This is a genomic window from Corynebacterium sp. ES2775-CONJ (assembly GCF_024814515.1).
In the GTDB taxonomy this organism is placed as follows: domain Bacteria; phylum Actinomycetota; class Actinomycetes; order Mycobacteriales; family Mycobacteriaceae; genus Corynebacterium.
In genome coordinates, this window is sequence record NZ_JANUXT010000003.1 from 54,720 (window position 1) to 75,573 (window position 20,854).

Genomic DNA, 20,854 nt, shown 5'->3' on the forward strand with positions numbered 1-20,854 from the left:
CAGCCTATTTAGCGGCCTATTTAGCTACGACGAGCCTTGATCTTCTCAATCACTAGTGGCACGACCTCATGGAGGTCACCCACTATACCTAGATCCGCTATGTGGAAAAACGGTGCGTCCTCGTCGTTATTGATCACGATGACCGTCCGCGAGGTCTGCATTCCGGATGTATGCTGGATGGCTCCAGAGATACCGAGACCAATGTAGAGATCAGGGCTGACAGTCACGCCTGTCTGCCCCACCTGGTATTGCCCGGGATACCAATCGAGGTCAACCACATCGCGGGTTGCACCCACCGCCCCTTCGAATAGATCGGCCAAAGGTTCGGCGAGCTCGTGGAAATTCTCGGCCGAGTCAATTCCGCGGCCAGCACAAATGACTACCTTTGCTTGACTCAGATCCGGCCGTTCGCCAGCCTCGACTGGGCTAAAGGACGTAATAGTGCAATCCTTAGCGCCGTGAGAAGGAAGCGCGAAGCTGCTGACAGCCCCAGCCCCTGCACTAATCTCTTGGCGAGAATCAACGGCACCCTGGCGCAGCGTATAAATTGGGCTGGTACCTCCTACGACTGCATTGACTTCAATAGAGTCTCCAAAGATGCTCATGGTGGCGCTGCGATCGGAGTTGATGGCTACTACATCGCAAAGCACCCCCGAGGCGAGTCGAGCAGCGAGCCTGCCAGCGATTTCATTGCCCTCAATGCCGGCGCTGACTACGATGGGTCCAGGATTTCCAGCCGCAAGCATACTTAGGGCATCAACTTCAGGAATAATGGTTCGACGCGAATAATCGGCCACCTCAGCCCCGATAATGGTATCAGCGCCGTGTGCCTTTAAGTCCTCGACAAAGCGAAGATGACTCCCGGGCTCACCAACCACCACAGCCGTAACAGATCCTAGGACGCGAGCAGCATGCAAGAGCTCGATAGTCGAGGGCGCAAGAGTATCGCCAGCATAATCGACGAGAATATAGGCTTGAGACATAGCTTTGCTCCTTTAATTCCGTGTAAGTAGATTCCTAGCGGCAAGGAATTCCACTACCGCCTCGGCTTGGGTATCGGCATCGCCGTAGATTGTCTCTCCTCGACCACGCACCCCGCGTGAGACTGCATGAGTGATACGCGTAGCAGCATGGGCTAAACCAACCTGCTCGGCAGCCACCCCAATATCCTCCAGGCTATACACGGGGATTTCTGCTTTCTTAGCGGCCATGATGCCCTTAAAATTTGGGAACCTGGGCTTGTCTGCCTGATCAGTCACCGAAATTACCGCTGGTATTTGCGCTTCGACCTCCCAGATTCCGGAATGGGTTTGGCGCGTAGCAGTAACCGTAGCACCTGATAGCTTCACTTCGGTGCAACTTGTCAGCGCTGGGCAACTGCGGTATTCGGCTAGTATGCCGGGCAGCGCTCCCATGGCGCCATCTGAGGAAGCTTGTCCGGCGATAATGAGGGCAATATCATCAACGAGATTGAGAGCATTTGTAATTACCCATGCGGTGCCCATGATATCGGAGCCGGCGAGAGCCTCATCAGCTACCTGAATAGCTCGATCTGCGCCCATAGCTAAGGCCTTTCGCAGAGCTTCTTGGCCGTTATTTGGCGCCACGGAAAGCGCCACGACCTCGCTGTTGTCTAAGGAATCCCGCAACTGTAGCGCCTGCTCCACAGCATATTCATTAACTTCATCGAGCACATTGTCAACGCTTTCCCGATCAAGGGTGTAATCCTGCTTGAGAGATTTCGCCGACCAGGTATCAGGAACGTTTTTTACCAATACTACGATTGCTGGCATCTATCGCCCTTTCTATTGCCGTTTTCTATCGTTGGCTAACTACGCTAGCGCCAAATTTGAGAAAAATATCACGCCCCACCCACACTACTGCCCCAATAGGAATCGGTAAACTGCGAATACTTCTAGCTGTTTAATCAAGCTGTCGTAACAGCCATGTAATTCGGGTGACTTCCTCCCCATTGCCTCGGACCGCAGATAAAACCAATATGATCGTCACCGATTCGAGCAAGTACTAGGGTTAGGTGATTTTTTCCGCGTAATTTCAAACTCCGGCGTAGCTGGTCGGGGTCTTTCTCCACACCGCGGATGAGAATCTCCACACTACCCGCCTGGTAGTAATCCATTGCCTTGCGCAGTTTTTTTAGCGACACCGCTTCCAGAAATTCAAATCCGCTATGTCCTGGTGGAATGGCATCGCCACTGAGAAAAGCAATACGCTCGTCAAGCATCCACAGTTTTTCTCGGACGGCATAGTGGCGGACTAAGCCGGCCCGCACCACAGCGCCGTCAGGGTCGATTATAAAACGTCCGGGTTCTTTAACCTGACAGTCCTGTGGCAGATCGTCGTTGAGTCGGTCCACTTTACCTTTGACGATAACGAGCGCCTCGCGCTTTGATCCTCCGCTCAGGCCTTCGCTGTATAGGCACACCTCTTTTACCCCGCCGTCAACACTGCTAACGCTCACCAAGCCTGGCCAAAATCGATAGTCTAGGCCAGGAGCGCATTTAATTGCCAGCTCTCTTCCCGCATAGGACTTGATGAGATCCGGCAGTGGAGGCAGCAGATCTTCTGGCTTGAGGAGTCGACGCCCCCCTTGCCGTCTCGCTGGGTCCGCAATGATGATATCGCCTCGACGAACCGCGGGTTGGAGTGCATCTGCTTGGTGAATGAGGGCACGGTCACCGAGGTTATGCCTCGCCATCTTGAGGCGAATTCGGTCAAGATCAGAACCCCAATATGTTAATCCATAGTGGGACACAGCTAGCCCCTCGGTTCCGATTGAACACGTTATATCATGGACTACTCCCCCATAGAGGGACAATCTGTGAGCACGCTGCAAAGCAACCTCTGCAGGAGTAGCCTGCTGCGCTGATTCGGTGCACATAAGCCACGACTCTGGGAGTTTCGTTTTGGCGGCTAAGCGCGCCGACAGCAACTCCATCACGGCCCGGGAATGCTCAGGAAATAGAGAGCGCATCACTGTGGCATTGCGAAGCGCATTTTTCTTATCCCACGTTAATCTCGGCGCTACCGCCGCAATCTCATCGTGCTGAGCTATGAGATAATCGACCTCGTCGGCACTGAAACTCATAGTTGAAATCTCTGGGGTGGAGTGTGGGAGTAGAATTTTTCAAAGCGCGGATCGTGATATGGATCCCCCACCACAGGAGTAATCTCGCGTCCTTTAATGTTGGTGAGAACTTCGTCCACAGAGGAAAAAGCGCTGAGAAATTTTAAGTGAGCCCATGTAGGTATCACCAATTGCAGCAGGCCCTCATGCCAACCTCTGAGCACCAGCTCGGGGCTAAACCACCCCGTAGAGGCGGCTTCGCGCGTACGACCATCAGGTTCTTGGCCACGAGGTTGAGCAACGATGAAAGAGAACATATCGAACCGGTGACGGGCGTTGATTGGACTCACCCACCTAGCATAGGGATAAAGCACTTCCGAGCGCAGTGTCAGTCGGTGAGTCTTGAGCACCTCAGAAAAAGACAATCTATGCGATTCTAGGGCCATACGCTGCGGATGGTACGGGTGCGCATCGGCAATTAATTCCCCCTGTTGATCTGATGCCAGAAGGGTTCCAGTTTCTTCGAACAGCTCGCGGCCGGCAGCCATAATGAGGGCGCAGGCTTTATTCGGCTCAATTCCTAATGTGGAACTCCACGTATGTGCGCTCGGACCAGACCACAATGGGCTGTCGGCATGCTGCTCAAGATCGCGCTCATCCACACCGCCACCGGGGAATACGGTGGCATTAGGAAAAGTGGGCATCGACGATACGCGTTCTTGAATATAGACTTCTAAGCCGCGGGCACTGTCACGGATCATCAGGACGGTCACGGCAAGCCGGGCATTACCCAATCCGGTAACAGCTGGCGACATTACGCTCCTTCTTTATTCTTGTCGACGCGCAAAATAACGCCCGTCAATTTCGTCAACAACCAGCGGCTGGTCGTAGAGCTTGCTGAGGTTTTCACTTGTCACTACATCAGCAATCGGCCCCTGAGTGACAATCTGTCCCTGGTCAAGAAGTAATGCGTGACTGAATCCTGCTGGAATTTCTTCCACATGGTGGGTGATCATGACCAAGACCGGGGCATCTTCATCGCGGGCGATAGCACCTAAGTATCCCATTAGATCCTCGCGCCCGCCAAGATCTAGACCTGCGGTTGGCTCATCGAGTAGGAGCAATTCTGGGTCAGTCATGAGCGCGCGCGCAATAAGCACGCGTTTGCGTTCACCTTCGCTTAAATAGCCAAACCGCCGATCTGCGAGGTGACCTGCACCCATGCGTTCCAGAAGAGCTTGAGCGCGGGCAATATCATGCTCATCGTATTCTTCGCGCCATCGCCCCACGATTGCATATCCTGCGGACACCACAAGATCGATTACGTTCTCATCATGTGGGATACGAGTCGCAAGGCTCGGCGAACTAAAGCCGATCATGCTGCGCAGATCACGCATATCCGTCCGACCTACCTGCTCGTCGAGAATCCGCACACTCCCTCGGGTAGGGAATTCCTCCGCTCCAGCGATACGGAGCAGTGTAGTTTTACCGGCTCCATTCGGGCCTAGAATAACCCATCGTTGACCAGGGCTGACCTTCCAGCTGAGATCTTTAATAATGGGCTTGGACTGCCTGATAAGGCTTATATCGCGCAGATCGAGGATATGAGTCATATATCCTATTCTTCCTTATCTTCACCATCCAGGAGTGAAGTGACACCAACTTCTTAACGACACATCAAATAAATGTCACAGTGAATTGCTCTTCCTTATCTCCGTCACATGACTAGATTGGATAATAAGCGCACTGCGGTGCTGCCTTTTTCTTAGCTATGCCAATTGGCACCCTACTCATAATGGAGACAATCGTGACAGGACGACTTGCGATCGAAGATATTCGCCCCGTACTTTCCGCCCGGGAACATCCCTCGAAAGCAGTCGTGGGTGAGCTGGTTCCAGTTAGTGCCCTCGTCTGGCGTGAAGGGCATGATGCTATCGTCGGCACTCTCGTAGTTCAAGGCCCCGCGGATTCCCGGCTGGCAGCGAATCGCGTTCGATTTAGTATGCGCCCTGAGGCGAATAACCCTGACCTCGTCCACGCCTTTTTCATTCCTGATACTCCAGGTCAGTGGTCCTTCAAAGTTGAGGCCTGGAGCGATCCCATGAGTACCTGGCGCAACGCGATTACCAAAAAGATCGAGGCTGGACAAAAGGCCGAAGAGCTTCGCAATGACTTCGAAACCGGAGCACTTCTATTCGAGCGGGCTGCTCAAAAGGTACGCAAAAAGAGCCACAAAATGGCGTTACTCGCAGTAGCCAAAGAGCTACGTGATGAGACCGAATCCTTGAGGGTGCGCGTAGCTCCCAGCCTGTCTCATGAGGTTCTGGAGATCCTGCACGAATTCCCGATACGGGAACTTCTTACATCCTCTCCCTTACACAAGGTATTAGTTGAACGCCGCGAAGCTCTGGTGAATTCATGGTATGAACTATTCCCACGGTCCACCGGCGGAGTCGACTCCAATGGAAAACCGGTTCACGGAACCTTTGCCACCACGGCCCAGGCACTCGACCGCGTAGCTCGAATGGGCTTTGATACCGTTTATTTCCCGCCCATTCATCCCATTGGCGAAATCAATCGCAAAGGGAAAAATAATTCTCTTGTCGCAGAAGCTAATGATGTAGGCTCCCCATGGGCCATCGGCTCCGCCGCAGGCGGTCACGACGCCTTCCACCCAGAACTAGGTGATGCTAAAGATTTCAAGAAACTTATCTCCCACGCCGAGAAACTAGGCTTGGAAGTAGCGCTGGACCTCGCCTTGCAGGCGGCTCCGGATCACCCGTGGGCACACAGCCACCCAGATTTCTTTACGACCCTTCCCGATGGCACTATCGCCTTTGCGGAGAACCCACCAAAGAAATATCAGGATATCTATCCGCTGAATTTCGACAATAACCAAGGCGATATTTATGCTGAGATCCTACGTGTGGTGCAATACTGGATCAGTCTTGGGGTTAAGACCTTCAGAGTAGACAACCCTCATACTAAGCCTGCTAATTTCTGGCAATGGCTGATTACTGAAGTACGTGCCACCAATCCTGAGGTGATCTTCCTAGCTGAGGCTTTTACGCGACCGGCCAAACTCTACGGTTTAGCCAAGGTAGGATTCTCGCAGTCCTATACTTACTTCACGTGGAAGACGTCTAAGTCTGAGCTCATCGATTTCGCCCACGAAATTGCTACAATGGCCGACTGCTCACGCCCGAATCTCTTTGTCAACACTCCTGATATTCTGCACGCCTCTTTGCAGTACGGCGGGCGGGCCATCTTCGCCATCCGCGCTACGTTGGCGGCAACTCTCTCTCCACTATGGGGTGTCTATTCCGGCTATGAGCTCTATGAGTCTCAAGCAGCTAACGAGGGCAGTGAAGAATATCTCGATAGCGAGAAATATCAATTGCGACCCCGCGATTTTGAGGCTGCCGTCGAATCGGGTGATTCCCTCGAACCGTATATCACGACTCTCAATGAGATCAGGCGTGCTCACCCCGCTCTCCAACAACTGCGTCAGATCCATTTCCACCACACTGCCAATGATCAGATCATTGCCTATACCAAGATCGATCCTGTCACTGGGGACGCCATCTTGATTATCGTCAATCTCGATTCTTTCCATGCTCAGGAAACGATGGTGGAACTCGATATGGGGGCCATTGGCCTAGCCCCTGGTGAGCAATTTAACGTGCACGATATGATTACAGGTCAGAATTTCCCGTGGAGCGATCGAACTTACGTCCGACTTGAGCCTTTGCAAGACGTCGCCCATATTTTGAGCTTGCCCAAGGTATCTGGTGACGCCCTCGAGCGCATAAGAAAGCGCACTATAACGGATTATCGCCCCTAGGACTTGTCCCCCACCCTTGATTTCAGGGGGTGGGGTTTTCCTTTTCTGCTGGAAAAACTCCTGAGAGATTCCCGCAGATGTGGGCGCAGTCTTCCCTACCTTCGGGGGTAATTGGGGCAGCAATCTCAATGCGAACTGTGGCTTATCGTGCGCTATGCGGGGGTTTTATCCCACTGTGTTTAATCTCCCTATTTTTTGGGCCCTAAAACCGATCTTAGAAATAGGGCTTTAGGATGGAGGAAGCTAAACTAAAGCTATGTGTTGTGATTCCATCTTCATCCAAACTATGAGCTAAGTTACATAGCCTTCGAGGGTGCAGGGCGGAATCTCTGTGGGTTTTGAAAACCCAGCTACCTATGGAGTACGAGCGAAAGAAAGAAGCTAATTATGGCTGAGTTCACCACCTATAACCCCGCCGGTCTCGACGACCACGACCGCGGACTATTAACGCAGTGCCGTCATTATGATCCACACGGCATCTATGGGTGGCACGCTCTTGAGAACGGCGATGCCATCATACGTACCAGGCAACTGGGAGCTGAAAAGGTAGAAATACTCACTGCTGATGGCAAAACCCGCAAGCTCGACGCAATCGGAGATGACATCTTCACCGCCACCATAAAAAAAGGTGCCACTCTCGAAGACTATCGCCTAAAGGTCACCTGGAATAAGGATCTGACCACCATCGAGGCTGATCCCTACCACTTCCTTCCCACCTTGGGCGAGCTGGACATGCATCTTATCAAGGAGGGCCGCCACGAACGCCTCTGGGATGTGATGGGTGCGCATATTCGCCAATATGAGACCACCATGGGCACAGTCTCAGGTGTCTCCTTCGCAGTATGGGCTCCTCACGCAGCGGGTGTGGCCGTTATCGGTGATTTCTGCGGGTGGAATCCCAACCAATTCCCGATGCGCTCGCTCGGTGACTCCGGAATCTGGGAACTGTTCATCCCGGGGCTGGAAGCTGGCTGTGTCTACAAATTCGCTATCCATACCCAGCAAGGTTGGCGCCTCGACAAAGCCGACCCCATGGCGCGCGCAGCTGAGGAGCCACCACGCACCGGCTCCATTGTGGTGGCGAATAACTATAAGTGGAAAGATGCGTCGTGGCTACGCAACCGCGAGCACGCTGACCATCTCAATAAGCCAATGAGTGTTTACGAGGTGCACCTAGGTTCGTGGCGCATGGGCCTGGGGTATCACGAGCTCAAGACTGAACTCGTCGCCTACGTGAAAGATATGGGCTATACGCACGTCGAATTCATGCCCGTAGCCGAGCATCCCTTTGGCGGTTCCTGGGGTTACCAAGTGTCCGGCTACTACGCCCCAACTGCCCGCTGGGGTAGTCCCGATGAGTTCCGAGAACTAGTCGACGCTTTCCACGCGGAGGGCATTGGTGTGATCATGGACTGGGTTCCTGCACACTTTCCTAAGGATGATTTCGCCCTCGGCCGCTTCGACGGCCAGGCTCTCTACGAGCATCCCGATTGGCGCCGTGGCGAACAGATGGACTGGGGTACCTATGTCTTCGACTTTGGCCGCAACGAGGTCCGTAACTTCTTGGTAGCAAATGCCCTTTATTGGATTGACCAATTCCATATCGATGGTTTGCGCGTTGACGCCGTGGCTTCCATGCTCTATCTCGATTACTCGCGCAAAGAGGGCGAATGGCTGCCCAATATCTACGGCGGTCGGGAAAACTTAGAAGCAGTGCAATTCCTCCAAGAGATGAATGCTACCGTTCACAAAACCTTCCCCGGTGCGCTCACCATTGCTGAGGAATCTACCTCATGGCCCGGGGTGACCTCCCCCACCGAATTTAACGGTCTCGGCTTCGATTTGAAATGGAATATGGGCTGGATGAACGACAGCTTGGAGTACTTCAAGCTCGATCCTATCCACCGATCATGGCATCACAACGAGATCACCTTCTCTCTCGTCTACGCCTTCTCTGAAAATTTCTGCCTCCCCTTCAGCCATGATGAAGTGGTTCACGGGAAGGGTTCACTGTGGACTAAGATGCCTGGGAACGCTTGGCAGAAGGCAGCTGGTCTTAGGACTCTCTACGCCTATATGTACGCTCACCCCGGCAAGAAATTACTCTTCCAAGGTCAAGAGTTCGGTCAAATCATGGAGTGGTCCGAGGCTCGTTCCCTAGACTGGGACAATATGTCTGGCTGGGAGGGCGAATATCACGACGCTCTGCAGAATTTAGTGCGTGATCTCAACGGTATCTATGAGAGCTCCCCCGCCCTGTACAGCCTAGACAATACTCCCGACGGCTTCTCGTGGACCAAGTCCGATGACGCAAGCAATAATATCCTCGCGTTTGTGCGTCACGGTCGAGACGGAGAGAAAATCCTTTGTGTCTTCAACCTCGGCGGCTCCCCTCAGACTAGTTATAAATTTGGTGTTCCTGCATCAGGAAACTGGCATTGTATTCTTAATACTGATGCTGGTGTTTACCAGGGCGGCGATAACTATGTGGAGACCGATGTCGAAGCGTGGGATACCGCGTGGGATGGTTATGAACACTCCCTGACCATCGCCATTCCAGCAATTAGCGCTCAGTTCTATCAATGGACTGGTAATAGGCGCCCATAAATTGCGACATAAATAGAGAAAAGCCCACTTCGGTGGGCTTTTCTTTTGAGTCTAATTAAAAGAGAGCTGAAGCCATCGCGCGACGTGCTGCGATAACACGCGCATCGGAGACATCGAAAAGAGAAAATAGCTCAAGGAGTCGATCGCGTACCTTCGGCGTATCTATTTTCAACACTCCGATGAGCGTATCGAAGGCTTGCTCCGGTGCCCCAGCCGCAATATATGCGTCAGCTGCAGCGAACTGAGCGTCGATATCTTTGGGATTCTGCTGTGCCCAGGTAATTGGATCGTTGTCTGATTTTGAGGCCTCATTTAACCTTTTGAGCACGTGAGCGCTGTCGCGAGCTCGCAACGCCTCTTGGTTCTTAGGCTCTGAGGCAAGAATTGACTCGTAAACTGCAATAGCGGCATCATAATCTCCGTCGTTTAAGGCGGCAGTAGCCGGCTCAAACCGAGGATCGCCATCGGGCTCTTCGTTCTCTAACCCCGGCAACTGGTCTCCAACAGCCTCCAGAATCGCCTTGAGCCATTGTGTTAAAGCTTCACGTGGCTGCCCGCCTTCAAAATTGGCCAGTGGTTGACCGGAGGCAAAAGCAACAACGGTGGGTAAGCCCTGAATACCAAACATGCGCGCAATATCAGGACTGGCGTCCGCGTCTACATAGGCGACCACATATTTACCGGGGTTAGCGGTCACTAACTGTTTAAAATCGCTTTTGAGTTGCTCCGATTCTGGGCTCCGAGGGGTTCCCACAATGACAATTACGGGTACCTGCGCCGAGCGTTCCACTAACTCATGCTGAATATTGTCCATTGTGAGATCCACAAAGGTGGGTACACCAGCGACGGCAGGTTTGGAAATGGCTGCTAGATCTACAGCACCAGAAAAGTTGGTCATAAAAAGTTCTTTCTACTGGGAGTTGGCAAGATGGCGCTCAACTGATTCAACTTTGGCACGCAATTGGTTGGTATATCCAGGGCGGATATCTGCCTTGATGACCAAACCTACCCTAGGTGACACCTCCAAGACCGCATCAGTCGCGCGCTTGACCACATCCATCACCTCATCCCACTCGCCTTCGATCAACGTAAACATGGCATTTGTTTCGTGAGGCAATCCGGATTCGCGAACTATTTTTACTGCGGCGGCTACCGCCTCGCTCATTTCTGCGGTGGGATTCGGAACCTCTGTGGGGGCAACGGAAAAAGCAATTATCATACGACCATTCTAGCGCTTGATCTATTTCACACAGCATGTTTTCCCAGAGATAAGGGGGTAATATCGATAACTATGACGACATTGAATATTCCCGAAAATCTCGTGATCTGCCTAGATCACGTAGGTATTGCTGTTCCAGATCTTGACGAAGCTCTGAAGTTCTACGCCTCTGCTTTCGGCTGGGTTAACCACCACCAGGAAGTTAACGAAGAACAGGGCGTCACCGAGGCCATGGTCGGCCCTAAGAATCTGGGTAAAACCGACGGTATGATCCAGCTTCTGGCGCCACTCAACGAAGAATCAACAATTGCAAAGTTCATCTCTAAGAAGGGCCCTGGCCTGCAGCAGATGTGCCTTCGCACCAGTGATATTGACGCCCTCAGTGCTCACCTGAAGGAGCAGGGCGTCCGCCTCCTCTATCCCGAGCCAAAGACTGGTACCGGCGGAGCCCGAATCAACTTTGTGCACCCGAAGGATGCTGGCGGAGTACTTCTCGAACTCACCCAGCCACAGCACTAAATTCTATCGCCTTTCCCAGCAGGCCCGATGCCAATGACGACGATCTTCCGCTCGTCCGCCATAGTCTTTGGGCCAAGCCACTACGTGGGTAATACCCGGGGGGATATTCTGATTGCAGCCAGGGCAAATATAGTACTTTTTGGCAGTGCTGCTACCCATGAGTCGCATGAGAAATATCTCTCCCTGGGCCCACCGAGGTCCGACAACCTCACGAGTTCCAAAAAACGCGGCCCCATGACTGGGAAGCTGATGTGACGAGCTGATATTAGCTCGTCTATTTTTTCGTCCCATCGACCTAGAATAACCTCAACTCGCTGCTTTCACTTCCCCGTAATTCGTTATAGTCAAGTACAAGGCAGGAAAGACCGCGATCCTCAGCAAGCGTGCGAGCTTGTGGTTTAATACTTTGAGCAGCAAATACTCCCTGGACAGGTGCCAAGAGTGGATCTCGGTTCAGTAGTTCCACATAGCGGCACAGTTGTTCGACCCCATCAATTCCGCCACGGCGCTTAATCTCTACGGCTATGGTATTTCCCTGGTCATCGCGGCATAGGATGTCTACAGGGCCAATAGGTGTCATATACTCACGCCGAATAAGGCTATAACCCTCCCCCATCACCTCAATATTATCGGCTAGTAGCTCCTGGAGGTGAGCTTCCACTCCGTCTTTGACTAGACCGGGATCGACACCCAGCTCGTAGGAGATATCTGAATGGATAGCTTCGATACTGATGCGCAGTTGTTCACCCTTTTTATTCTCCACTATCCAGTAGCTAACTAGATCGCTGGCGCCCTCGGGAAAATCCTTGGGATCTTCGGTCTCGGTCACCGTCAATGGGGGCGTCATCCAATTTAGAGGTTTGTACGCACGGTCATCAGCGTGAACGGAGACGGATCCATCAGCTTTCAAAAGCAAGAGACGATCGGCCATGGGCAGATGGGCTTCGAGGCGGCCCACATAATTAACTGAACACCGTGCTATAACGAGACGCATAAATTCTAGCCTAGCTCACGATCACTGGCTTCATTAATCAGAATTGCTCTGGTGCCTTAATTCCTGCACCGACATGCGATCGGTACGGATATCTGGGGCAGACTCGATCCAAGCCGTGAATGCCAAGCGAACGAGGCTGGTAGCATGCGCCTCGTAGGTGGTGTCCCCGTGAGAGAAAATAAAAACCGGTTCTCCATCACCGAAGAAGGTTCGTTCAGCAGAGCTGGTATCACGTTGACCTAATAATTCGATGGAAGACCGGTTGAAATTAAGATCCTCACCAGGGCGGATCGAGCGTAGTTTATAGAATTTTAAAGTTTGATAAGAATAATGGGCGCTACCAAAGCGCCACCCATGGATTCCAGAGGTAGGCATCGTCCGTATTGCCATGGCTGAGCCCTGTGGTCGATACCTAAAGAATCGCCACGCGGCAAGGAGTGCGGTCGTGAGCAGTATTGCCGATAACAACCAGAGCAACCCAGATACCATGATTCTCCCCTTTTATATCCAGCGTTTATGAGAATAATAATACGGTGAGATCCCCGGAGAAAAAACTTATCTCGGGGATCTCACCATATACACGGCTGCTCTACGAGCGACCGCTACGTTTGAGTGCCTTTAATTCAGCCTGAGCGCGAAGTTTGGCTACCTTATCGGGATCTTGCAGACGTTGCGTAGAGTCGGAGGAATTAATCTCCGAAGCCCAAACGGCATACTCCGCTAGGATCGTGACCTTCTCCTTTGAGACGGATAAGAAGCCACCTTGCACAGCGGCGTAGCGCTTTTCCCCATCAGTTGGGCTGATGGTTACAACACCATTGTCCACGAGCTGTCCCAGCATAGGTTCGTGCCCAGCGAGCACGCCAATCTCACCTTCGGTGGTCTGCGCGGTAACAATCGTCGCGGTGCCACTCCACAGCATACGCTCGGGAGAAACGAGTTCCACGGTGATATCAGCCATGTGCGTGCCTCTTCCTATTTCTCAGACAACTTTTTGTAGGCGTTTTCTACATCTTCCAAACCGCCCAAGCCGTTGAAAGCTTGCTCGGGATAATGATCGAACTCGCCGTCGCAGATGCGCTCGAATGCATCAATGGTTTCCTCTAATGGCACATAGGAGCCAGGAATACCAGTGAATTTCTCGGCAACAAAGAAGTTCTGCCCTAAGAATCGCTCGATACGGCGGGCACGAGCCACCGTGATTTTATCTTCTTCTGACAGCTCATCCATACCGAGAATAGCGATAATATCTTGGAGCTCTTTGTTCTTCTGCAAAATATTGATCACACGCTGGGCAACGGTATAGTGGCGCTCACCCACGATGCCCGGCTCCAGGATACGGGAAGTCGAAGACAGCGGGTTCACTGCAGGGTAGATACCCTTTGATGCAATAGCACGGTCAAGTTCGGTGGTGGCATCCAAGTGGGCGAAGGTTGTCGCCGGTGCAGGGTCGGTGTAGTCGTCGGCTGGCACGTAGACGGCCTGCAAGGAGGTAATCGAACGACCTTTAGTGGAAGTAATTCGCTCCTGCAGCACACCCATTTCGTCAGCCAAGGTGGGCTGGTAACCCACAGCCGAAGGCATACGACCGAGCAGCGTGGAAACCTCGGAACCTGCTTGGGTAAAGCGGAAGATATTATCGATGAACAGCAACACGTCCTGGTGCTGGACGTCACGGAAATACTCCGCCATGGTGAGGCCCGACAAAGCGACGCGCATACGCACTCCAGGGGGCTCATCCATCTGGCCGAAAACCAGCGCTGTATCTGGAAGCACGCCCATTTCTTCCATCTCCAAGAAGAGGTCGGTTCCTTCGCGGGTACGCTCACCAACACCAGCGAATACCGAGGTACCGGAGAATTCGCGGGCGATACGCGTGATCATCTCCTGAATGAGAACGGTCTTACCCACGCCAGCACCACCAAAGAGGCCAATTTTACCGCCCTTTACATAAGGGGTGAGTAGGTCGATGACTTTAATGCCCGTCTCCAGGATTTCAGTCTTACCCTCGAGCTGGTCGAAGGGTGGCGGATCGCGGTGGATGCCCCATTGCTCACCGTCGCGGCCAAGACCTGGCTCATCAAGGCAGTCGCCGAGGGCATTAAAGACGTGGCCCTTGACGATGTCGCCGACGGGCACGCTAATGGGCTTACCGCTATCGGTCACGGTAGCGCCTCGCACGAGGCCGTCAGTAGGCGCCATGGAAACGGTTCGCACGATATTGTCGCCCAGGTGTTGGGCCACCTCGAGCGTGATGGTCTTTGCAACTGCCTCGAGGTCGATATCGACAGTCAGCGCGTTAAAGAGTGCCGGGAGCTCGCCGCGCGGAAATTCCACGTCGACGACCGGCCCAATAACGCGCACTACGCGGCCCGCGGTAGCCGCGGCCTGGGTTTGTTGCTCTGTGAGAGCTGTGGTCATAATCTAGTCACTTTCTCCGCTTTCGGCGAGCGCGCCTGCGCCACCGACAATCTCTGTGATTTCCTGGGTAATCTGCGCCTGACGAGCTTGGTTAGCCACCCGCGAGAGGTCTTTGACCAACTCGTTGGCGTTGTCCGTGGCAGATTTCATCGCGTTACGACGCGAAGCTGATTCTGCTGCCGAGGCCTCCAGCAACATAGCGAAAAGGCTTCGAGAGATGAACTTAGGAAGCAGAGCCTCCATGAGTGTTTCCACGTCAGGTTCAAAATAATAATCTGGTTCTGGCTCGCCTGAGGTATCGAGGAAGTCTTCGCCTTTTTTAATCTCAGTCGTCTCTACAACCGGCTCTATAGGAAGCAGCTGGTGTGCGGTCGCCGTTTGGGTCAACATGGACTCAAACTCGGTGTAGACAACGTGCACAGAATCAAACCCTGGTACTGCCTGGCCTTCTTCCCCGTTGATGCCCGGACGATATTTAGCAAGACCGTCGGAGCCAGCGAGGAAACCGTCGATTAGGTGGCGACGCAAGTCGTGCGTATCTACCCAGGACGGATCTTGGGAGAACCCCGCCCACGCGCCAGCATAATCGCCGCCACGGAAGTTGTAGTAGCCCACACCCTTGTTGCCACAAATATACCGCACAACTTCGTAGCCCTCGGCGGTCAGCAGCTTTTCCAACTCCGCTGTCTTCTTGAAGACGTTGTAGTTATAGCCTCCAGCCATTCCACGATCTGAGGTCACCACGAGAATGGCGGCCCGTCGGGCATTATCTCGAAGTCTCAGCATTGGGTGATCGAGGGAACTTGCTGAGGCCAGACGACCAATCACATTTTGGATTTCGGTGGCGTATGGCTGTGATGCTTCCACGCGGGCCTGAGCTCTCGTGATGCGCGAAGTAGCGATCAGCTCCTGGGCCTTCGTGATTTTCTTCGTTGAGTTAACCGAACGGATTCGGCTACGCAATTCGCGAAGACTTGCCATATACAGCGCCTCCCTTCTTTTCCTTGATGTTTGTCATGCTCGTAAGAGTCATTGCTCTTATTTCTTAACCTTCAGCTGATGCTTCTTCACCTGATCAGCAGGCAGAGCCTCAGGCTCTACTTCGTTGATCACAGGAGTTCCATCGGTGGTCTGGAAGCTGCGTTTGAAGTTCTCGGTCTGCTCGACCAAGGTCTCCTGGCTACTTTCAGATAAAGCCGCACCCCCAGCAATCTGGTCGAAGATCGCGCGGTGCGAAGCATGTAGGTAATCTAGCAACTCACGTTCGAAGCGACGAATATCTTCGACGGGTACGTTGTCAAAATGCCCCTCGCTAGCCAGCCAGATGGATACGATCTGATCTTCTACTGGTTGTGGTGAATTCTCGGGTTGCTTGAGCAGTTCAACCAGGCGTGAACCACGATCGAGCTGCGCTCTGGATGCTGGATCAAGGTCGGAGGCGAAAGTGGCGAAGGCCTCGAGATCTCGGTAAGCGGCAAGATCGAGACGTAGAGAACCAGAAACCTTCTTCATCCCCTTCGTCTGTGCGGCACCACCGACACGGGACACTGAAACACCGACGTTGATTGCGGGGCGAACACCCTGGTTGAAGAGATCTGACTCGAGGAAGACCTGACCATCGGTGATCGAGATCACGTTGGTAGGAATGAAGGCGGAAACATCGTTTGCCTTGGTCTCGATGATCGGTAGAGCGGTCATCGAGCCAGCGCCTAGCTCATCGGACAGTTTCGCGGCGCGCTCGAGTAGTCGGGAGTGCAGGTAGAAGACGTCACCGGGGTAGGCCTCACGTCCTGGAGGACGACGCAGCAACAACGAGATCGCACGATAAGCCTCTGCCTGCTTGGTCAAATCATCGTAGACCACCAGGACATGGTAGCCCTGGTACATCCAGTGCTGTCCGAGGGCCGCTCCTGCGAAAGGAGCCAACCACTTAAAGCCAGCGGAATCGGATGCTGGAGCAGCCACAATGGTGGTGTACTCCAGAGCGCCGTGTTCCTCTAAGGTTTTGCGCAGAGCAGCCACAGTCGAGCCTTTTTGGCCGATAGCCACGTAGATGCAGCGCACCTGCTTGGATTTATCGCCCGATTCCCAGTTCGCCTTTTGATTCAAAATCGTATCGACACACACGGCTGTCTTGCCGGTCTTGCGGTCGCCAATAATCAGCTGGCGCTGACCGCGACCGATGGGAGTCATAGCGTCAATAGCTTTAATACCCGTCTGCATGGGCTCTCCCACGGGCTGACGCTCAAGGACTGAGGGGGCTTGTAGTTCTAGGACGCGATCCTCTTCAGCCTCGATAGCCCCCAAGCCATCGATGGGTTGACCAAGGGGGTTGATGACGCGCCCGCGAAAATTATCGCCCACGGGAATCGACAGCACCTCACCGGTGCGCTTAACTTCGTCGCCTTCTTTTAATGTCTCATAATTACCCAAGATCACAACACCGATGCGGTCGGTATCGAGGTTCTGCGCGACGCCTATAACGCCGCCTGGGAATTCGATGAGCTCGTTAGCCATTACTGATGGGAGTCCAGACACCTGGGCAATGCCATCAGCAGTGGAAATAACCACTCCGACCTCCTCGCGGGAGGCCTCCGCGGAGTAGCTCGAGGTGTAGTTCGCAATCGCGCTACGGATCTCATCGGAGGAGATCGTCAGCTCCGCCATGTTTTTCCTGCTCTCGGTAGTTTCTTCCAGCAATTTCTTAATCTTCTTCGTTTCTGTCGTGTTTTAGACTTGCAAAAGACGCAACCGGTCAATCTTGCCGGTATAGGAGCCATCAATTACTTCGTCGTCAACTCGGATGATCATGCCACCGAGGAGGCTGGGATTAACCTCTAAGTGGATGCTCATCGCACGACCATAAATACGCTCTAACTTGCTTGACAGCGCCTGTTTTTGGGACTCGGAAAGCTCAACGGCAGATTCCACGTAAGCAACCTCACGCCCCCACATGCTGGCGGCGTATGTCGAAATCTCGTGGAGATCGTCGATAATATTTGCCTCGCGCCGACCCACAACCTGTAATGCTAGGGTTTCGGTTGCAGCTGTGACTTTGCCATAAAGAATGTGGGCAAATAGCTCACGCCTCTTTAATGAGTCAGCACTCCGGTCATCGAGTCTCAGGGCAAGTTGCGGTTGCTTGAGGAGCAGCCTAGATAGGCGGAAGAGTTCATCTTCCACCTGCAAAAGTTGTCCCTGCAAGTCAGCCGAACGCAAGATTGCGCGACGGCCTAGTTGAACGAGCCCAGCTCGAAACTCTCGCGGAGTTGACCATTCCTTTGCCGCTGCCGCGCGGAGGAGCTTAAGTGTGGACAAGGACACCTTGTCGGCAAATACAGCTGCAATGAGGCCCGCGCGCTGATCGGCGCTGAGGGAAACATCGGCAACCGACGTGCGCAAGCGGCGCTCCTCGTCCAGAACTTCCACCACGTCGAATAGTTCAGTGCCGATCTGGGCGGCCGCCGCAATAGCCTGATCTTCTCCGCGCAGATCCTCGTCGAGGCTGGCAGATAGCTGAGCGAGTGCGTAGCGACTTGCTGCGTGCATAAGTAGGCCTACTTTCCTGCCGCTGGGACCGTGTCGAGATCGGCCAGGAAACGATCAATGGTGCCAGAACGCTTGGTTGCATCCGACAACTGCTCAGCCATGAGGCGCTCAGCCAAAGCCACTGCATGCTGCCCCATCTCATTACGCAATTGGGCTACAACCTGCTCCCGCTGGGCAGCTAATTGCTTCTCACCAGACTCAATAATCCGGTGGCTTTCTTCGGTTGCCTTGGCCCTCATCTCGGCCTCGATCTGCTTGCCCTTCTGGCGGGCTTCTTCACGGATTTCGGCAGCTTCGGTGCGAGCTTCTGCTAGCTGAGCGTTGTACTTCTCGAGGGCTGCTTTGGCCTCCGATTGCGCTGCTTCAGCACGCTGGATGCCGCCCTTGATACGGTCTTTACGCTCGGATAGGACCTCTTGGTACTTCGGGTTGATATATAACCAGAAGGCGAGTCCCACGACGATGAATACAACGAGCGACCAGACGATGTCGTAATTCGCTGGCAGCAGCACAGAATTTTCTGAGTCTGCAGCTACTAAAGAAATGACGTTCGTCATGAATCCTCAAACTTTCCTAGTCGTCGTTAGTAATTACAAGATGAAGCCGGCGACAAGACCGATCAGTGCGAGGGCCTCCACGAAAGCGATACCGAGAATCATGTTGGTACGAAGCTGACCGGCCATTTCTGGCTGGCGTGCCATGCCTTCGAGAGCCTTACCTACAAGGAAACCCAAGCCGAGGCCGGGCCCTAGGGTTGCAAGGCCGTAGCCGAGGGTGGCAATGGAGCCGGTAACTCCAGCTGCTTCTTGAGCCAAGATGACTTCATTCATGAGAGTGTCATTCCCTTTCTTCGTGCTCAGTTCTTCCGAGCAAGTTTCAAAAATATGTGATTAATTAGCGATCTTAGAACAAGATGCGCTATGTGGATCAGTGTTCGTCGGCGTGCAACGACAATTCGATGTAGACGGCTACTAGCAGGGCGAAAATATAGGCCTGCAAGAAGATGACCAACATCTCAAAGATAGTGAACGCGACACCAGCAACCAAGGTGACTGCCGATAAGGCGGTCCAGCCATTCATCTGCCAGAAAAAGAAGTTAGAAGCAGAAAAAAGCAGAACCAGAATGATGTGTCCAACCAGCATATTCGCCATCAGACGAACCGTGAGTGTGGCGGGGCGCAGAATAAAGGTCGATAAAAATTCCAGTGGCACCACCGCAAAGTGTAGCGGCAGCGGCAGGTTGGGGATCACCACTGAACTCTTCATATACTTGAAGAATCCGTACTTCTTAGCGCCCGCGTAAATGAAGGCTATATAACCTACAATCGCCAACACTAATGGCATAGCGATACGAGCATTGGGCGAAATATTAAGGAACGGAATGATCGACGGGGCATTAATAAACAGCACCAGGAAGAAGATTGTGGCAATAACCGGCAGGAACCGCCGCCCTTCTTTCCTCCCGAGGATCTCTTCTGCGATATGGATGCGCACAAAGTCCAACAGCAACTCGCCAACATTCTGCAAGCCCGAAGGAATTAGCTTCGGGCGACGCATAGCAATGAGGAAGAATGCCAGAAGAACGCCAACCATAATTAAGCGGACAAACACCAGACGGTCGATTGTGAACCAGCCGTTCGCAATATCGGCGAACCAAATGGCATCCGGGAAAAATTCATGATCCAAATCGGGCGCGTGAAATTCACCCTCTAAGGCCAGTTGTATAACGCTCAGCGTTCTCTCCCGTGTTCGGGCCACGAAAATCTATTTTTTGAAAAATCGTGGTGTAAGGGACGTCATGTCATTTCTTGGTACTGACTACCAATTCCCTTACACATCGGTAGTCAACCCAGAACCTAAGTCTCGATCAATTGCGAGCAGGCACTCGCCGAGATATAAGCCCACGTGTAAGACTAGCAGCCCAAACCATACTTTTCTTCCCACTCGGCTCAGCGAAATTCTAGCCCCGCCAACCCGAAGAGCTAGAGTGCTAGTTAAGCTGCGCTAATAAGCGACCCATAACGTCGCTCACACTCAGTTACGGGGGTAATTTTACTCACATCCATACTCGTTGGATTCTGCTTAAATTCCCACTCCACTCGAGTAGAGCACGACTACTCCACATGACCGTGCGCACTCGAAATCTAGTGCACAACCGCTAGGTCGTGCACATGGTCCATAGCCGCGGGTCTACCAACTCGATATCACTGATGACCACCTCAGCCTTATATCTCTCTTAACCCCGCAGCCTGATATCTTAGCGAGAGACCCACCCACCGCTCTTAATGCTCCATAACGACTAAAGAGACAATTAATAGATAATCTCAACCGATCCATATTGGTTAGATTTTCCCTCCAGTTCTCAATATAAGTAGCGGCGATCCAGGCGTTGCTATTCGACTCTTCGAGGGGTCCGAAATAAACATTACCGCGGGTGATCCGACATCGGCACGAGGAAAATATTATTCTGAGCTCGCACACCACAAAAACACAGCCCGCGACCAACGTCACTGGTTTCGTATCAAGGGTGCTCGTGTGTGCACTGGTGCCGGCATATGAAGCAAGCCTGAAGCAGGGTGGATGAGAAGGCACAACTAGCAGGGAGCGAGACGCCCA

The 20,854-nt window shown here is 53.1% G+C and carries 21 protein-coding genes; 3 read left to right on the forward strand and 18 right to left on the reverse strand.

Annotation, left to right across the window (positions count from 1 at the left end; translation table 11 throughout):
- Nucleotides 1-20 precede the first annotated feature (20 nt).
- From NXT01_RS04255 to NXT01_RS04275, 5 genes are all read right to left on the reverse strand, one after another.
- Nucleotides 21-983: an electron transfer flavoprotein subunit alpha/FixB family protein gene (locus tag NXT01_RS04255; protein ID WP_259077949.1), complete on the reverse strand. Its 963-nt coding sequence runs from the start codon at nucleotides 981-983 to the stop codon at nucleotides 21-23.
- Between the two features lie 12 nt (nucleotides 984-995).
- Nucleotides 996-1,793 carry an electron transfer flavoprotein subunit beta/FixA family protein gene (locus NXT01_RS04260; RefSeq protein WP_259077950.1) on the reverse strand — a complete coding sequence of 266 codons (798 nt, stop codon included), beginning with the start codon at nucleotides 1,791-1,793 and terminating at the stop codon, nucleotides 996-998.
- Nucleotides 1,794-1,927: 134 nt separating this feature from the next.
- Nucleotides 1,928-3,106, reverse strand: coding sequence for a THUMP-like domain-containing protein (locus NXT01_RS04265; protein ID WP_259077951.1), 1,179 nt, complete (start codon nucleotides 3,104-3,106; stop codon nucleotides 1,928-1,930).
- On the reverse strand, nucleotides 3,103-3,900 hold the full coding sequence (locus NXT01_RS04270; RefSeq protein ID WP_259077953.1) for an NUDIX domain-containing protein: 798 nt from the start codon (nucleotides 3,898-3,900) through the stop codon (nucleotides 3,103-3,105). The genes NXT01_RS04265 and NXT01_RS04270 overlap by 4 nt, the downstream gene beginning before the upstream one ends.
- 12 nt (nucleotides 3,901-3,912) lie before the next feature.
- Entirely contained in the window at nucleotides 3,913-4,698 is a 786-nt protein-coding gene (locus NXT01_RS04275; protein WP_259077954.1) for an ABC transporter ATP-binding protein, read from the reverse strand.
- 194 nt (nucleotides 4,699-4,892) lie between these two features.
- On the opposite strand from NXT01_RS04275, the gene NXT01_RS04280 reads away from it, so the two are divergent.
- A complete protein-coding gene (locus NXT01_RS04280; protein WP_259077962.1) occupies nucleotides 4,893-6,929 on the forward strand; it encodes a maltotransferase domain-containing protein in 2,037 nt (678 codons plus the stop codon).
- 387 nt (nucleotides 6,930-7,316) lie between these two features.
- On the forward strand, nucleotides 7,317-9,536 hold the full coding sequence (glgB, locus tag NXT01_RS04285) for a 1,4-alpha-glucan branching protein GlgB (protein WP_259077970.1): 2,220 nt from the start codon (nucleotides 7,317-7,319) through the stop codon (nucleotides 9,534-9,536).
- Nucleotides 9,537-9,591: 55 nt separating this feature from the next.
- On the opposite strand, the gene NXT01_RS04290 is transcribed toward glgB, so the two are convergent.
- Both NXT01_RS04290 and NXT01_RS04295 read right to left on the reverse strand, forming a co-directional pair.
- Nucleotides 9,592-10,434 (reverse strand): tetratricopeptide repeat protein, encoded by an 843-nt coding sequence (locus NXT01_RS04290; RefSeq protein WP_259077972.1) that lies wholly within the window; start codon nucleotides 10,432-10,434, stop codon nucleotides 9,592-9,594.
- A 12-nt stretch (nucleotides 10,435-10,446) separates the two neighbouring features.
- On the reverse strand, nucleotides 10,447-10,755 hold the full coding sequence (locus NXT01_RS04295; RefSeq protein ID WP_259077974.1) for an MTH1187 family thiamine-binding protein: 309 nt from the start codon (nucleotides 10,753-10,755) through the stop codon (nucleotides 10,447-10,449).
- Nucleotides 10,756-10,827: 72 nt separating this feature from the next.
- Between NXT01_RS04295 and mce the strand changes: the two genes are divergently transcribed.
- A complete protein-coding gene (gene mce / locus NXT01_RS04300) occupies nucleotides 10,828-11,274 on the forward strand; it encodes a methylmalonyl-CoA epimerase (RefSeq protein ID WP_396124731.1) in 447 nt (148 codons plus the stop codon).
- Between the two features lie 3 nt (nucleotides 11,275-11,277).
- Here mce and NXT01_RS04305 read toward each other — a convergent pair whose 3' ends face one another.
- The 11 genes from NXT01_RS04305 to atpB form a co-directional block, all read right to left on the reverse strand.
- Nucleotides 11,278-11,565, reverse strand: a complete 288-nt coding sequence (locus tag NXT01_RS04305; RefSeq protein WP_259077976.1) for a hypothetical protein — start codon at nucleotides 11,563-11,565, stop codon at nucleotides 11,278-11,280.
- 4 nt (nucleotides 11,566-11,569) lie between these two features.
- Entirely contained in the window at nucleotides 11,570-12,268 is a 699-nt protein-coding gene (gene nucS, locus NXT01_RS04310; RefSeq protein WP_259077978.1) for an endonuclease NucS, read from the reverse strand.
- A gap of 33 nt (nucleotides 12,269-12,301) precedes the next feature.
- On the reverse strand, nucleotides 12,302-12,757 hold the full coding sequence (locus tag NXT01_RS04315) for a DUF2550 domain-containing protein (protein ID WP_259077980.1): 456 nt from the start codon (nucleotides 12,755-12,757) through the stop codon (nucleotides 12,302-12,304).
- 100 nt (nucleotides 12,758-12,857) lie between these two features.
- Nucleotides 12,858-13,229 (reverse strand): F0F1 ATP synthase subunit epsilon, encoded by a 372-nt coding sequence (locus tag NXT01_RS04320; protein WP_259077982.1) that lies wholly within the window; start codon nucleotides 13,227-13,229, stop codon nucleotides 12,858-12,860.
- A gap of 14 nt (nucleotides 13,230-13,243) precedes the next feature.
- A complete protein-coding gene (gene atpD / locus NXT01_RS04325) occupies nucleotides 13,244-14,689 on the reverse strand; it encodes a F0F1 ATP synthase subunit beta (RefSeq protein WP_259077983.1) in 1,446 nt (481 codons plus the stop codon).
- Between the two features lie 3 nt (nucleotides 14,690-14,692).
- Complete coding sequence (locus NXT01_RS04330) at nucleotides 14,693-15,670, reverse strand: F0F1 ATP synthase subunit gamma (RefSeq protein ID WP_259077985.1); 978 nt, start codon at nucleotides 15,668-15,670, stop codon at nucleotides 14,693-14,695.
- A gap of 57 nt (nucleotides 15,671-15,727) precedes the next feature.
- Nucleotides 15,728-17,356 carry a F0F1 ATP synthase subunit alpha gene (gene atpA / locus NXT01_RS04335; RefSeq protein WP_259077987.1) on the reverse strand — a complete coding sequence of 543 codons (1,629 nt, stop codon included), beginning with the start codon at nucleotides 17,354-17,356 and terminating at the stop codon, nucleotides 15,728-15,730.
- A 63-nt stretch (nucleotides 17,357-17,419) separates the two neighbouring features.
- Nucleotides 17,420-18,238: a F0F1 ATP synthase subunit delta gene (locus tag NXT01_RS04340; protein ID WP_259077989.1), complete on the reverse strand. Its 819-nt coding sequence runs from the start codon at nucleotides 18,236-18,238 to the stop codon at nucleotides 17,420-17,422.
- Between the two features lie 8 nt (nucleotides 18,239-18,246).
- Nucleotides 18,247-18,795 (reverse strand): F0F1 ATP synthase subunit B, encoded by a 549-nt coding sequence (locus NXT01_RS04345; protein ID WP_259077991.1) that lies wholly within the window; start codon nucleotides 18,793-18,795, stop codon nucleotides 18,247-18,249.
- A 33-nt stretch (nucleotides 18,796-18,828) separates the two neighbouring features.
- Entirely contained in the window at nucleotides 18,829-19,068 is a 240-nt protein-coding gene (locus NXT01_RS04350; protein WP_259077993.1) for an ATP synthase F0 subunit C, read from the reverse strand.
- Nucleotides 19,069-19,165: 97 nt separating this feature from the next.
- Nucleotides 19,166-19,957 (reverse strand): F0F1 ATP synthase subunit A, encoded by a 792-nt coding sequence (gene atpB, locus NXT01_RS04355; RefSeq protein ID WP_259078435.1) that lies wholly within the window; start codon nucleotides 19,955-19,957, stop codon nucleotides 19,166-19,168.
- Nucleotides 19,958-20,854: the final 897 nt, after the last annotated feature.

What these genes read in the sequence shown, in the direction of transcription:
- mce (WP_396124731.1), top strand. Translation starts at nt 10,828, where the DNA reads ATGACGACATTGAATATTCCCGAAAATCTCGTGATCTGCCTAGATCAC.
- atpA (WP_259077987.1), bottom strand. Translation starts at nt 17,356, where the DNA reads ATGGCGGAGCTGACGATCTCCTCCGATGAGATCCGTAGCGCGATTGCG.
- NXT01_RS04305 (WP_259077976.1), bottom strand. Translation starts at nt 11,565, where the DNA reads ATGGGACGAAAAAATAGACGAGCTAATATCAGCTCGTCACATCAGCTT.
- NXT01_RS04320 (WP_259077982.1), bottom strand. Translation starts at nt 13,229, where the DNA reads ATGGCTGATATCACCGTGGAACTCGTTTCTCCCGAGCGTATGCTGTGG.
- NXT01_RS04295 (WP_259077974.1), bottom strand. Translation starts at nt 10,755, where the DNA reads ATGATAATTGCTTTTTCCGTTGCCCCCACAGAGGTTCCGAATCCCACC.
- NXT01_RS04275 (WP_259077954.1), bottom strand. Translation starts at nt 4,698, where the DNA reads ATGACTCATATCCTCGATCTGCGCGATATAAGCCTTATCAGGCAGTCC.
- NXT01_RS04340 (WP_259077989.1), bottom strand. Translation starts at nt 18,238, where the DNA reads ATGCACGCAGCAAGTCGCTACGCACTCGCTCAGCTATCTGCCAGCCTC.
- NXT01_RS04260 (WP_259077950.1), bottom strand. Translation starts at nt 1,793, where the DNA reads ATGCCAGCAATCGTAGTATTGGTAAAAAACGTTCCTGATACCTGGTCG.
- NXT01_RS04265 (WP_259077951.1), bottom strand. Translation starts at nt 3,106, where the DNA reads ATGAGTTTCAGTGCCGACGAGGTCGATTATCTCATAGCTCAGCACGAT.
- NXT01_RS04315 (WP_259077980.1), bottom strand. Translation starts at nt 12,757, where the DNA reads ATGGTATCTGGGTTGCTCTGGTTGTTATCGGCAATACTGCTCACGACC.
- NXT01_RS04350 (WP_259077993.1), bottom strand. Translation starts at nt 19,068, where the DNA reads ATGAATGAAGTCATCTTGGCTCAAGAAGCAGCTGGAGTTACCGGCTCC.
- nucS (WP_259077978.1), bottom strand. Translation starts at nt 12,268, where the DNA reads ATGCGTCTCGTTATAGCACGGTGTTCAGTTAATTATGTGGGCCGCCTC.
- NXT01_RS04290 (WP_259077972.1), bottom strand. Translation starts at nt 10,434, where the DNA reads ATGACCAACTTTTCTGGTGCTGTAGATCTAGCAGCCATTTCCAAACCT.
- glgB (WP_259077970.1), top strand. Translation starts at nt 7,317, where the DNA reads ATGGCTGAGTTCACCACCTATAACCCCGCCGGTCTCGACGACCACGAC.
- NXT01_RS04345 (WP_259077991.1), bottom strand. Translation starts at nt 18,795, where the DNA reads ATGACGAACGTCATTTCTTTAGTAGCTGCAGACTCAGAAAATTCTGTG.
- NXT01_RS04330 (WP_259077985.1), bottom strand. Translation starts at nt 15,670, where the DNA reads ATGGCAAGTCTTCGCGAATTGCGTAGCCGAATCCGTTCGGTTAACTCA.
- NXT01_RS04255 (WP_259077949.1), bottom strand. Translation starts at nt 983, where the DNA reads ATGTCTCAAGCCTATATTCTCGTCGATTATGCTGGCGATACTCTTGCG.
- NXT01_RS04270 (WP_259077953.1), bottom strand. Translation starts at nt 3,900, where the DNA reads ATGTCGCCAGCTGTTACCGGATTGGGTAATGCCCGGCTTGCCGTGACC.
- atpD (WP_259077983.1), bottom strand. Translation starts at nt 14,689, where the DNA reads ATGACCACAGCTCTCACAGAGCAACAAACCCAGGCCGCGGCTACCGCG.